The 13,088-nt window shown below is 67.6% G+C and carries 10 protein-coding genes; 7 read left to right on the top strand and 3 right to left on the bottom strand.

Annotated features, from left to right (window positions below):
- The 3 genes from tssC to tssA form a co-directional block, all read right to left on the bottom strand.
- Window positions 1-1,476: type VI secretion system contractile sheath large subunit (gene tssC, locus N5D48_RS09765; RefSeq protein WP_279883565.1), on the bottom strand; the 1,476-nt coding region annotated here is incomplete at its 3' end.
- Between the two features lie 11 nt (window positions 1,477-1,487).
- The gene (gene tssB, locus N5D48_RS09760) at window positions 1,488-2,003 is read right to left on the bottom strand and encodes a type VI secretion system contractile sheath small subunit (RefSeq protein ID WP_217851092.1); all 516 of its coding nucleotides are present in this window, start codon (window positions 2,001-2,003) and stop codon (window positions 1,488-1,490) included.
- A gap of 72 nt (window positions 2,004-2,075) precedes the next feature.
- Window positions 2,076-3,110 (bottom strand): type VI secretion system protein TssA, encoded by a 1,035-nt coding sequence (tssA, locus tag N5D48_RS09755; protein WP_279883561.1) that lies wholly within the window; start codon window positions 3,108-3,110, stop codon window positions 2,076-2,078.
- A gap of 396 nt (window positions 3,111-3,506) precedes the next feature.
- Between tssA and tagH the strand changes: the two genes are divergently transcribed.
- From tagH to N5D48_RS09720, 7 genes are all read left to right on the top strand, one after another.
- On the top strand, window positions 3,507-4,835 hold the full coding sequence (gene tagH, locus N5D48_RS09750; RefSeq protein ID WP_279883559.1) for a type VI secretion system-associated FHA domain protein TagH: 1,329 nt from the start codon (window positions 3,507-3,509) through the stop codon (window positions 4,833-4,835).
- A 49-nt stretch (window positions 4,836-4,884) separates the two neighbouring features.
- The gene (gene tssJ / locus N5D48_RS09745; protein WP_279883557.1) at window positions 4,885-5,376 is read left to right on the top strand and encodes a type VI secretion system lipoprotein TssJ; all 492 of its coding nucleotides are present in this window, start codon (window positions 4,885-4,887) and stop codon (window positions 5,374-5,376) included.
- A 15-nt stretch (window positions 5,377-5,391) separates the two neighbouring features.
- Window positions 5,392-6,726, top strand: a complete 1,335-nt coding sequence (tssK, locus tag N5D48_RS09740; protein WP_279883554.1) for a type VI secretion system baseplate subunit TssK — start codon at window positions 5,392-5,394, stop codon at window positions 6,724-6,726.
- Between the two features lie 178 nt (window positions 6,727-6,904).
- Window positions 6,905-8,212 (top strand): DotU family type VI secretion system protein, encoded by a 1,308-nt coding sequence (locus tag N5D48_RS09735; protein WP_279883552.1) that lies wholly within the window; start codon window positions 6,905-6,907, stop codon window positions 8,210-8,212.
- Entirely contained in the window at window positions 8,209-11,715 is a 3,507-nt protein-coding gene (gene tssM / locus N5D48_RS09730) for a type VI secretion system membrane subunit TssM (protein ID WP_279883551.1), read from the top strand. Before N5D48_RS09735 ends, tssM begins: the two co-directional genes overlap by 4 nt.
- Window positions 11,712-12,368 carry a type VI secretion system-associated protein TagF gene (gene tagF, locus N5D48_RS09725; RefSeq protein WP_279883549.1) on the top strand — a complete coding sequence of 219 codons (657 nt, stop codon included), beginning with the start codon at window positions 11,712-11,714 and terminating at the stop codon, window positions 12,366-12,368. The genes tssM and tagF overlap by 4 nt, the downstream gene beginning before the upstream one ends.
- Window positions 12,365-13,084, top strand: a complete 720-nt coding sequence (locus N5D48_RS09720; protein WP_279883547.1) for a protein phosphatase 2C domain-containing protein — start codon at window positions 12,365-12,367, stop codon at window positions 13,082-13,084. Before tagF ends, N5D48_RS09720 begins: the two co-directional genes overlap by 4 nt.
- Window positions 13,085-13,088 lie beyond the last annotated feature (4 nt).

Below are 13,088 nucleotides of genomic sequence, written 5' to 3'. Positions count from 1 at the left end.
AGGCAGCTTCGACACCAGGCGCAGCGACACGGTCAGCCCTTCGAGCTGGTAGTGCGGGCGCAGGTAGAAGCGCGAGTTGTAGTAACCCGGGTTGCCTTCGACTTCCTCGACCACCACTTCGGCGGCCGCCAGCGGGTGCTGGGCCTTGGTGGTCTCGGTGGAGTGCGCCGGGTCGCCGTCGACGTAGTTGAGGATCCAGTCCTGCAGCCAGCGCTGCATCTCGTCCTTTTCCTTGAACGAGCCGATCTTGTCGCGAACGATGCACTTGAGGTAATGGGCGAAGCGGCAGGTGGCGAACAGGTACGGCAGACGCGCGGCCAGGTTGGCGTTGGCGGTGGCGTCCGGGTCGTCGTACTCGGCCGGCTTCTGCAGCGACTGGGCGCCGATGAACGCGGCGAAGTCGGTGTTCTTCTTGTGCAGCAGCGGCATGAAACCGTTCTTGGCCAGCTCCGCCTCGCGGCGGTCGGAGATGGCGATCTCGGTCGGGCACTTCATGTCCACGCCACCGTCGTCGGTGGGGAAGGTGTGCGCCGGCAGGCCCTGCACTTCGCCGCCCGACTCCACGCCACGGATGCGCGAGCACCAGCCGTAGTGCTTGAACGAGCGGTTGATGTTCACCGCCATGGCGTAGGCGGCGTTGGCCCAGGTGTACTTGCTGCTGTCGGCGCCGTCGGTGTCTTCCTCGAAGGCGAAGGCTTCCACCGGGTCGGTCTTGGCGCCGTAGGGCAGGCGCGCCAGGAAGCGCGGCATGGTCAGGCCGATGTAGCGCGCGTCTTCCGATTCACGCAGCGAGCGCCAGCCGGCGTATTCCGGGGTGGTGAAGATCTTGGTCAGGTCGCGCGGGTTGGACAGCTCCTGCCACGAGCCCATGCCCATCACCGTCGGCGAGGCCGCCGAGATGAACGGCGCGTGCATCGAGGCGCAGACCTTCGAAACCTCGCCCAGCAGCTCGACGTCCGGTGGCGACTGGTCGAAGTAGTAGTCGCCCACCAGGCAGCCGTACGGCTCGCCGCCGAACTGGCCGTATTCCTCTTCGTAGAGCTTCTTGAAGATCGGGCTCTGGTCCCAGGCAGTGCCCTTGAACTTCTTCAGGGTCTTGTGCAAGTCGTTCTTCGAGATGTTGAGCACGCGAATCTTCAGCTGCTCGTCGCTCTCGGTGTTGTTGACCAGGTAGTGCAGGCCACGCCAGGCGCTTTCCAGCTGCTGGAAGTCATCGTGGTGGATGATCTGGTTGACCTGGGCGGTGAGCTTGGCGTCGATGGCGGCGATGATCTGCTCGATCGAGCCGATGGCATCGTTGGAGACCAGGTTGGTCTGCGCCAGGGCCTGTTCGGCGAGGGTGCGCACGGCACTTTCGACGGCTTCCTTGGCACGCTCGGTCTTGGGCTTGAACTCCTGCAGCAGGAGGCTGGCGAACTCGCTCGGGTCCTGGGTGGCCGCCTGTGGGGCCTGGCTGTCGCGCAACGGATCGTTCATGGGCTGTCTCCTCAGGCCTTCGGCTCGGTGTCGGCGGGTTTCGGCGCGCTGGCCAGGGCCTGGAGCAGGGCGGGATCCTTGATGGCCTTGAGGATGATGTCCTCGGCGCCGGTCTTGCCGTCCATGTAGGTCAGCAGGTTGGCCAGCTGGGTGCGGGCCTCGAGCAGTTGGTTCAGTGCATCGACCTTGCGTGCCACGGCGGCGGGGCTGAAGTCGTCCATGCTCTCGAAGGTGATGTCCAGGCTCAGGTTGCCTTCACCGGTCAGTTCGTTGGGCACGTTGAACGCCACACGGGGCTTCATGGCCTTCAGGCGCGAGTCGAAGTTGTCGACGTCGACCTCCAGGAACTTGCGCTCGGCTACCGCCGGCAGCGGTTCGGCGGGCTTGCCGGCGAGGTCGGAGAGCACGCCCATGACGAAGGGCAGCTGGACCTTCTTCTCGGCGCCGTACAGCTCGACGTCGTACTCGATCTGCACCCGTGGCGCACGGTTGCGCGCGATGAATTTCTGGGAGCTGTCTTTCGCCACGTTGTTCCTCCTGGTCGCCGATACGGCGGCTCTGCATGTTGCGGGCGTCGGTGGTTGAGCGGCGTCGAGGCGTCAGTCGCCTTCGGGGCCGCGCAGGTTCTCGAATTGCGACAGACCGTCGGGGATCAGGTCGCGGACGATGGTCGCGAAATCGGCGTCGACCAGGTTCTTTGCCCGGCGCAGCAGCACCGGCAGCGGACTGGAGGGCTCGTGGCGGGCGTAGTACTGCAGCAGGCGGTCGAGGCTCTGGCGCACGTCGTCGCGGCTGTTCACCTCGCCGGGTCGTGCCGTGGGGCGTGGCCCGGCGACGGGAGCGGGCTGTTGCTCCTCATGGGCGTCGTGCGCCACCGTTTCGTCCGTGGCGGTGCCGGCGGGCGCCGCGCCGTCCGGGCTGTAGTCGGCCAGCACTTGCTGAACCTGGCGCAGCGGCTGGCGCAAGGCGGACAAGTCGACGCCACTGGCCGAACCGACCTGGTCGTTGACCCGGCTTTCGATGCTGTCCAGAGCGTCACGAGCCAGCTGCAGGGCCTGGTGGCACTGCGCGAGCTGCTCGGGGTCGGCGTCGCGCAGCGCGGCGGCCAGTTCCTCGGCGCTCAGCTGTTCGCTGGCGAAGTGCTGCACGCCCGCGGCATGCAGGGCGGCGCGCAGGGTCACCGGGCCGAAGGCCCGCGAGCGAACCAGCACGGCGTCACGCAGCAGGGCGATGTTGGTGTCGCAGGTGAGGCCGGCCAGGGCGTTGACGCGCACGGTGGGGTCGTTGTCGTCGGCGGCGTCCAGCTGCGGGTGCAGATGCAGCCAGTATTCACTCAGCAGATCGCGGATCAGCTCGAGGCTGGCGGCCAGGCCCGGCAGGCCGTGAAGGGCGAGGTTGGCCTGGACCAGAAAATGGGTGATGCGCAGGTCCTTGCTGCGTTGCAGCAGGCCGGTGCAGGTCTGTTCGATGTCGCGCCACTGGGGTGGTTCGGCTGCTTGCACGGCGTCGCCCATCACGCGCTCGGGACGGCCCTGGGCATCACGTTCCAGTTGCAGGAAGTCGGGGTCGTATTCGAGGTCGTCGCCGCAGGGGAAGTCTGCGGAAACAGCGGCGAGCAGCAGCGGCGAGTTCACCAGAATTCGATCTCCATATCGGCCCTTGGCGAGGGCTTGCTATACGCAAAGTTGCAAATGTGAACTCGCGCACAAACTTGTCAAAGAATGCGAAGTTGATATCAGCGTGATATCACTGTGGCACTCTCAAGTTGCGCATTTATGGTTTATTTCCAAATTGCTGTCAAGGTAAGCTACGGGCCGCGAACAGTGACTGTGAACCAGTTGGCAAGCATTCATGGCCATTGGTCAGGTGCCATCAAAGTGCCTTGCCAATAGGGTTTAATACGACCTTCCGGATGATGATTGATGGCTTGCAGGCCTTTGAATTCAAGGCTTTCAGCGATCAGCAGGGTCGGGCTTGTCCATCCACTCATTTGAATGGATTAGCGCTTCATATATATGCAAGGAGGCATGATGGCACTTTGCCTGACTATTACCAGCTACCACAAGATCACCCCTGGGCAATGCCCGGAGAAGTTGCTGGAAACCGGTGCCATCAGTGTCGGGCGCGCGGCGGATAATGATTGGGTATTGCCTGATCCGGAGCGCCTAGTTTCCTCGAAACATTGTGTAATACAGTTCAAGGACGGACGTTACTATCTCACCGATAACAGCACCAATGGCGTGGAGTTGCTCCGCGCAGGCATTCGCCTGCGGCGTGGCAACAGCGAGCCATTGATGGATGGCGAAGTTATTCGAATCGGCGATTACGAAATCCAGGCACGGATCGATTGCGCAGTGTCGGTGCCGCTCGCCGGGCAGTCCGATGTTCACAGTTTCGAAGCGTTGATGGCCAATCAGCTGGCCGCTCCAAGCGCGCCCATCGCCGGTGCGCCCGCCGCTTTCCTGCAGGGCGCGTCGAGCCACGACACCTTGCCGGACCTGTTCGATTTTCTCGGCCCGTCCAGCGTGCCGCCCGTCAGCCAGCCTGACCATGTGCCGGCCCAGCAGCATGACTTTCGTCCACCCGCGCCGGTTGCGCCGCCGCAGGAGCCGGCGCCCGCAGCTGCCGCGCCCGGCGTGATCCCGGCCGACTGGGACCTGTTCGACCAAACACCGCCACCTGCCCCACCGGCCGCAGTGGTCGTGGCGCCGGCGGAGCCTGTCGCTGCGCGGCCCGAGCCCGTTGCGTCGGCTGTCGCGCCTGGCGCCCACGACGCGCTGCTCCAGGCGTTCCTGCGCGGCGCGGGCATCGAGCAGCTGCGCATCGACGCGAGCGACGCCGCCGCGCAGATGGAGGCCATCGGTCGCAGCTACCGCTTGATGGTCGAGGGCCTGATCGATGTGCTGCGTGCGCGCAGCAGCCTGAAGGGCGAGTTCCGCATGCAGCAGACCACCATCGCCCCGGTGCGCAACAACCCGCTGAAGTTCGCCCCCAACGCCGACGAAGCCCTGCTGTTGCTGCTGCGCGAGGGCAACCAGGCATTCATGGCCCCGGACCAGGCGGTGCGTGACAGCTTCGACGACCTGCGAGCCCACCAGTTGGCGGTCATGGCGGGTGTGGAGGCGGCCATCAAGCACCTGCTCAAGCGTTTCGAACCGTCACGCCTGGAGGAGCGCCTGGCGCCCGCCGCCGGCCTGGCCAAGCTGTTCGGCGGTTCGCGCCAGGCCCATTGCTGGCAACAGTTCACCGAACTCTACAGCCAGATTTCCCGGGAAGCCGAAGACGATTTCCAGGACCTGTTCGGGCGTGAATTCAGCCGCGCCTACGAGGCCCACGGCAGCCGATTGCAACGCACCTGAGGCCAGTGCCCAGGGCTTAGGAAGAACACAAGACGTCATGAGGACGAGCATGAGCGCAACACGACTGATCGCAGCCCTGGCCATGGTGCTGCTCAGTGCCTGCAGCAAGGACACGCCGAACGAGGCCGCCCCCGTCGAGGCCGCCGCGGGCATCACCCTGTACTTCAGCGCCGCCGCTGGCCTCAACCCAGGCGCCAGCGGCACGCCCGCGCCGGTGCGCGTGCGCATCTACGAGCTGAAGAACAGCGCGGCCTTCGCCCGGGCTGACTACTTCGCCCTCACCGAACGCGCCCAGGCCACCCTGGCCGCCGACCTGATCGACCAGGACGAAGTGCTGCTCCAGCCCGGCCAGCAACTGCGCCTGGAGCGACCGCTCGACCCGGCCACGCGCCAGGTCGGCCTGGTGGTCGGCTACCGCGAGGTCGACCAGGCCCAGTGGCGCAGCGTGCTGCCGGTGCCGCCCCATGACTATCAGATCAGCCTCGATGTGCGTGCCGTGCGCAGCGCCGTGGCCACCCCACAACCTGAGCCTGCCCGCTAGGCAATCGGAGAACCCATGTCCTGGAACAATCGCGTGGTCTGGTCGGAAGGGATGTTCATCACCACCCAGCACTTCCAGCAGCACGACCGCTACCTGGAGCATTTCGTCGATGCCCGCAGCCGGCCACTGAGCGCCGCCGCCTGGGGGTTTTCCGAGCTGCTGGTCGACCAGGGCCTGCTGGCCCAGGGCAAGCTGGCGATCCTCAGCGCCCGTGGCCTGCTGCCTGACGGCACGCCGTTCGATATCCCCCGCGACGACCTGCCACCGGCGCCGCTGGAGATTCCCGACGACCTGCGCAACGGCGTGATCTACCTCGGCCTGCCGCTCAAGCGCGCCGGTGCCCGCGATACCGTCGATGATGGCGACAGGCTCGATGGCGCGCGCTATGTCAGCCGTATCAGCGAAGTGCGCGACGACAATGCCCCGTTCGAGAACCGCGCGCCCCTGGCCCTGGGCAGCCGCGCCTTGCGCCTGCTGCGTGCCGAGGATGGCCTGAGCGACTACGCCGCGCTGGGCGTCGTGCGCGTGCGCGAGAAGCGCGCCGATCGCGCCCTGGTGCTGGACGACAGCTACATTGCGCCACTGCTCGACATCAGCGCCAGCAACCTGCTGTCGGGCTTTCGCGGCGAGCTGCTCGGCCTGCTGCACCAACGCGGCGAGGCCCTGGCCGGGCGCGTGGTGGCCTCGGCCAACGGCGGCGCCTCGGAGATCGCCGACTTCATGCTGCTGCAACTGGTCAACCGTGCCCAGCCACTGGTCGAGCACCTCAACCAATTGAGCCCGCTGCACCCCGAACGCTTGTACAGCGAACTGGTGGCCCTGGCCGGTGAGTTCGCCACCTTCACCCGCGACGGGCGCCGCCCGGAAAGCTATCCGGTGTACCAGCACGACGACCTGGCGGCGACCTTCGCTCCGGTGCTGGCGGCCCTGCGCGAGGCCCTGTCGATGTTGATCGACAGCAAGGCCGTGGCCATCCCGCTGGTGGAGAAGGCCTATGGCATCCACGTCGGCATGCTCGCCGACCGCAGCCTGCTCGACAGCGCCAGCTTCATCCTTGTGGTGCGCGCCGACGTGCCCAGCGAGACCCTGCGCAGCCGCTTCGGCCAGCAGAGCAAGATCGGTTCGGTGGAGCACATCCGCGACCTGGTCAACCTGCAGCTGCCGGGCATCGGCCTGCTGCCGCTGCCGGTGGCGCCACGGCAGATTCCGTTCCACGCCGGCTCCACCTACTTCGAGCTGGACCGGGGCAGCGAGCACTGGAAGCAGTTGCAGCATTCCGGGGGCTTCGCCTTCTACGTCGCCGGCGAGTTCCCCGGCCTGAACCTGGCCTTCTGGGCGATTCGGGGGTGATGCCGTGATGTCGGGTGCTCGACTTGATAATGCCGGGACCGCGTTGCAGTCCTTTCGCGACACAAGGCCGCTCCTACAGGGGAGCGCGAACGCCTGTAGGAGCGGCCTTGTGTCGCGAAAGGGCCGCAACGCGGCCCCCGATGCCACCCCCTATCCAAGGACCGGAGACTAAGCCGCGATGCAATCGGACGATCCGCTGGCCAACGACCGCACCCAGTTCATGCCGCGCCCCGGTGGCCGAGGCCCGCAGCCGGCCGCCTCGGCCCAGGCAGCGCCGCCGCCGTTGAACGTGCCCGCCGAGCCGCTGGCAGCGGGCCAGGCCGCGGGCCTGAACCCGCTGGAACAGGCGGCCGGCCCATTGCTCGCGCTGCTGACGCGCCTGCGCAACACCATCGCCCACCCGGCGCCGGCCAGCCTGCGCGCGCAGTTGCTGGCCTACCTGCGCCAGTTCGAGGAGCGCGCCGAGGCCGCCGGGGTACCGCGCAACGAGGTGCTGTTGGCGCGTTACGCGCTGTGCACGGCGCTCGATGAAGCCGTGCTCAGCACGCCATGGGGCAGCGCCAGCGACTGGGGCAAGCAGAGCCTGCTGATCACCGTGCACAACGAGGCCTGGGGCGGCGAGAAGGTGTTCCAGCTGATGGAGCACTGCCTGCAGAGCCCGCGTGAGCGCCTGCATCTGCTGGAGCTGTTGTACCTGTGCACCAGCCTTGGCTTCGAAGGCCGCTACCGGGTGATGAACGATGGTCGCGCCCAGCTCGAAGCCTTGCGCGAACGCACCGCCGCGACCATCCGCAGCACCCGTGGCGAGATCGAGCGCGAGCTGTCGCCGCACTGGCGCGGCGTCACCGTGACCCGCGATCGCCTGGCGCAGTTCGTGCCGCCCTGGGTCGGCCTGGCGGTGGCCCTGGCGCTGTTGCTGCTGGTGCTGTTCGGCCTGCGCCTGAAACTGGCCGCCGACGCCGAGCCGGTGTTCCGTGGCATCCACGCCCTGGGCGAGATCCCGGTGCAGGCCATGGATCGCCCGGTGGTGCAGCCCAAGCCGGTCGAGCGCCCGCGCCTGGCCGGCTTCCTGGCCGAGGACATCAAGGCCGGTCGGGTCGCCGTGCAGGACGCGGTGGACCGCTCGGTGGTGACCATCCGTGGCGACGAGCTGTTCGCCTCGGCCAGTGCCAGCATCAAGGGCGACTTCCAGCCGCTGATGCTGCGCATCGCCGAGGCGGTGGCGAAAGTGAAAGGCAATGTGAAAGTCACCGGCCACAGCGACAACCAGCGCATCGCCACGCTGCGCTTCCCCTCCAACTGGGCGCTGTCCCAGGCCCGCGCCGAGGAAGTGAAGGACATCCTCGCCGCCCGCACCGGGCAGCCCGAGCGCTTCACCGCGCAGGGCCTGAGCGACACCGAGCCGCTGGCGTCGAACGACAGCGCGCAGGGCCGGGCGAAGAATCGCCGGGTTGAAATCACCGTTCTGGCGGAGGGCGTCGAGTGAAGGCGTTTTTCAGTTTTGTCATTCGCTGGGTGGTCCCGGTGTTGGGGCTGCTCGCCCTCAGTCTGATCATCTGGTTCCTCGGCCCGCTGCTCGATGCGCTGGTGCCGGCCGCGCCGCGTCTGGTGCTGATCGTCCTGCTGTTCGCGGTGTGGATCGCCTACCGCGTGTGGCGCATCGTCCAGGCCCGGCGCCAGGCGGCCAAGGTGATGCAGAGCCTGGCCGCCGAGACGGCGCCGGACCCTGCCAGCGTGGCCACCGCCGAAGAGCTGGCGACCCTGCGCCAGCGCATGGACGAGGCCCTGGTGCTGCTGAAGAAGGCGCGCCTGGGCGGTGACGAACGGCGCAACCTGTACGAGCTGCCGTGGTACGTGATCATCGGCCCGCCTGGTTCGGGCAAGACCACCGCGCTGGTCAACTCCGGCCTGCACTTCCCGCTGGCGGCGCAGTTGGGCGAGGGCGCCATCCGCGGCGTCGGCGGCACGCGCAACTGCGACTGGTGGTTCACCGACCAGGCCGTGCTGCTGGACACCGCCGGTCGCTACACCACCCAGGACAGCCATGCCCAGGTGGACAAGGCCGCCTGGCTGGGCTTTCTCGACCTGCTCAAGACCCAGCGCTCGCGCCGCCCGATCGATGGCGCCTTCATCGCCATCAGCCTGTCCGACCTGCTGCTGGGCAGCGACGCCGAGCGCGCCGCCCACGCGGCGGCGATCCGCACCCGTATCCAGGAGCTGTACAGCCAGCTGGGCGTGCGCTTCCCGATCTACCTGATGCTGACCAAGCTCGACCTGGTACCGGGCTTCATGGAGTTCTTCGACAACCTGAGCAAGGACGAGCGTGCCCAGGTGTGGGGCATGACCTTCCCGCTGGACGACGGTCAGCAAGGCGATGGCCCGCTGGCGCAGTTCGGCGGTGAGTTCGCCCTGCTCGAGCAGCGCCTCAACCAGCGTCTGGTCGAGCGTCTGCAGCAGGAGCGCGACCCGGCGCGGCGCGACCTGGTCTATGGCTTCGTCCAGCAGTTCGCCGCCTTGCGCGGCAACCTCAAGACCTTCCTCGACGGCATCTTCAAGCCCAACGCCTTCGAGGCGCGCGCCCTGCTGCGCGGCGTGTACTTCACCAGCGGCACCCAGGAAGGCAGCCCCATCGACCGCCTGATCGGCAGCATGGCCCAGAGCATGGGCCTGGACCGTGCTCACCTGGCGCGGCAGAACGGCACCGGGCGCAGCTATTTCATCGAGAAGCTGTTCAGCGCCGTGGCCTTCGCCGAGCGCGGCCTGGTCGGCAGCAACCCCAAGGTCGAGCAGCGACGCAAGTGGATCGCCCGTGGCGCCCTGGCCCTGAGCGTGGCCCTGGTGCTGGTGGTCGGCACCTTGTGGACCCTGAGCTACCGCGCCAACCAGCAGTACATCGCCGAAGTCGACGGCCGTCTCAAGCCACTGGGCAAGAGCGTGCAGGAGCTGAGCCCGGCCCAGCGCAACGTGGTCGACGTGCTGCCGTTGCTCAACGGCGTGCGTCGCCTGGCCGAGGATCCGCCTGGCTGGGCCGAGGGCCTGGGGCTGTACCAGGGCGACATGCTCGAAGGCGAATCAGACAGCGTCTACCGCAAGCTGCTGATTGCCATCTTCGCACCGCGCCTGGTCACCCGCATCGAGGAGCAGCTGTACGCCGGCGGCCCGTCCGACTACCTCTACGAGGGGCTCAAGGCCTACCTGATGCTGGCCGACGGCGAACACTACGACGCCGAGTTCATCAAGGCCTGGGTCACGCTCGACTGGGAGCGCAGCCTGCCCCGCGACCTGGCGCCGGACCTGCGCCAGGCCCTGGAGCAGCACCTGGCGGCGCTGTTCGACAAGCGTCCGCCCAATGCCCGCCTCGACCAGCGCCTGATCGATGACACCCGTCGCCAGTTGCAGCAGCTGCCGGTGGCCCAGCGTGTCTACGACCGGGTCAAGCGCCAGAAGCTGCCGGCCGGGGTCGGCGACTTCCGGGTCAGCGACGCCGCCGGCCGCGACGCCGCGCTGGTGTTCCGCTTCAAGAACGGCAAGCCGCTGAGCGAGCCGCTGCCGGGCATCTTCACCGCCGAGGGCTACCGCAAGGCGTTCCTCGCCGCCAGCCTGGCCCACAGCGAGACCCTGGCCGAGGAGCGCTGGGTGCTGGGCCGCGAGGCCAGCGAGTCGGGCGATGCCAAGCGCCTGGCCGACGATGTGCTGCAGCTGTACTACCAGGACTACATCCGGCATTGGGATGCGTTGCTGGCGGACCTGGACTTCGTACCGATCACCAGCGTCGGTCAGGCCGCTGATGTGTTGCGGGTGCTGTCCGGCCCGACCTCGCCGATGAAGAAACTGCTGCAGGCGGTCGCCAAGGAAACCAACCTGGCGCAGCCGACCACCCTCGACAAGGTCCAGGCCAAGGCCGAGCAGGCTGGCGTCGATCAGCTGCGCCAGCGTCTTGGCGGCCTGCTCGGCGATACGCCGCTGCCCAGCGACAACCCGGCTGCCCGTGAGGTCGACCCGGTGACCGCGCACTTCGCCGAGCTGGCCGCGCTGGTGGAAACCGGCGAAGGGCAGCCGGCCGCCATCGACGGCCTGCTCACCGACCTCAACGCCCTTTATGTGCAGGTCAGCGCCATGGTTGGCGCCAGTGGTGATGCGCTGCTGGGCGAAGCCAAGAACCAGGCCCAGGCCGCCGCCCAGCGTGTCGCCCTGGGAGCCGCGCGCCAGCCCAAGGTGGTGCAGAACCTGGTGAGCTCGGTGCTCGGCTCGACCCACAACCTGGTCATGGGCGGCGTGCGCAACCAGCTCAACGCCGCCTGGACCAGCGAGGTGGTGAACGTCTACCGCCAGTCCCTGAGCGGGCGCTACCCGCTGGCGGCCGGCAGCTCGCGGGATGCCACCCTGGAAGACTTCGGCCAGTTCTTCGGCGTCGGCGGGGTGATGGACAACTACTTCCGCAAGTACCTGCAACCCTACGTCAACACCTCGAGCACGCCGTGGAGCTGGCAGCCGGGCGCGGCGCAGAAGCTGGGGATCAACAGCAACGTGCTGCATACCTTCCAGCGCGCGGCGAGCATCCGCGACGCGTTCTTCCGCAACAGCAACGGTGTGCAGCCGGGCGTGCGCTTCGAGCTCAAGCCGGTGGCGATGGACGCGACCATCACCCAGTTCCTGCTCGACCTCGATGGCCAGCAGGTCAGCTACGACCACGGCCCGAGCCGGCCGGTGGCGTTGCAGTGGCCGAATCCCAACAGCATCGGCGTGGTGCGCCTGTCGATCTCGCCACCCTCGGCCTCCGGGCGTTCCGGGCTGACCGTGGAGGGGCCGTGGGCCTGGTTCCGTTTGCTCGACCAGTCCGACCTGGTGGCCGGCAGCTCGCCGGAGCGTTTCAACCTGCGCCTGCGCGTCGATGGCGCCAGCGTGTCCTACGAGCTGCGTGCCAGCAGCGCCTTCAACCCCTTCCGCAGCCGAGTGCTCAGCGGTTTCAGCCTGCCGGAGCATCTGTGAGCGACGTGGGTTTCTACGGAAAACTGGCCAGCCGCGGCGACTTCGTCAGCCGTGGCTTGCCACAGACGTTCATCCAGCCCTGGGACCAGTGGCTGGCGGCGGGCATGCAGACCAGCCAGCAGGTGCTGGGCGAGCGCTGGCTCGAGGCCTATCTGGTGAGCCCGTTGTGGCGGTTTGCCCTGGCGCCGGGTGTGTGCGGGCCGGACGCGGTGGTTGGGGTGTTGATGCCGAGCATCGACCGGGTCGGGCGGTATTTTCCGCTGACCGTGGCCCAGGTGCTGGAGCCGGGACAGCCGCTGGCGCCGGTGGTGGCTGGGGTCGAGGAGTGGTTCGAGGCGATCGAGGAGGCATTGCTGGCGACGCTTGAGCCGGGTGCTGCCTTTGAGGGCCTTGAGGCTGCTTTGCAGCCTTTTCGCGACACAAGGCCGCTCCTACAAGGGCCGCGTGTGACGGTGGGTGGGGTGCAGCGATTGGACGCGACCACGCCGCAGGGACGGGCACTGGCCTTGGCCGAGTGCGCCTGCGAGGGCATGAGCTTGTGGTGGGGCAGAGGCTCCGAATGTATTGCCCCGGGTTTGATGCGCTGCGCGGGCCTGCCGCGCAGCGAGGATTTCGCCGGCTTTCTCCTGGGTAGCGAGGCAGCGAACGCATGACCGATCTGCAGTACAACGCGGCCAGCTACAGCCATGTCGGCATGGTGCGCAAGATCAACGAGGACGCCTGTCTGGACCTGAGCTGGGCAGGGCTGTGGGCCGTGGCCGACGGCATGGGCGGCCATGCGGCGGGCGACTATGTCAGCAGCCTGGCGGTGGACAGCCTGCGCAGCCTGCCGATGCTGGACTCGCTCGACGACTTCATCGGCGAGGTGCGCGACGGTCTGTCCTGGGTCAATGGCATCGTGCGCGAGGAAACCGTGCGTCGTGGCGTGGCGATGATGGGCAGCACCGTGGTGCTGCTGGCTGCCCGTGGCGACCAGGCCATCGGCCTGTGGGCCGGCGACAGCCGCCTGTATCGCCTGCGCGACGGGCGCATCGAGCGCCTGAGCCACGACCATAGCTACGTCCAGGAGCTGCAGGACAGCGGCCTGCTCAACGAGGCCGAGGCGCGGGTGCATCCACGCGGCAACATCGTCACCCGCGCCATCGGCGTCGAGGACGACTTGACGCTGCAGGCGGTGTCTCTGCAGGTGCGGCCCGGCGACACCTACCTGCTGTGCAGCGATGGCCTGAACAAGACCGCCGAGGACCACGAGATCGCCGAGGTGCTCGGCCACGCCGACCCCTACGAGGTGGTGCGCAGCCTGGTGCACCTGGGCCTGACCCGAGGCGCGCCGGACAACATCACCGCCGTGGTCGTGAAGGTGAGCTGAAGAC

It is taken from the genome of Pseudomonas sp. GD03858 (genome assembly GCF_029840925.1).
Classification (GTDB): domain Bacteria; phylum Pseudomonadota; class Gammaproteobacteria; order Pseudomonadales; family Pseudomonadaceae; genus Aquipseudomonas.
This window is presented reverse-complemented; position numbering and strand designations above follow the sequence as displayed.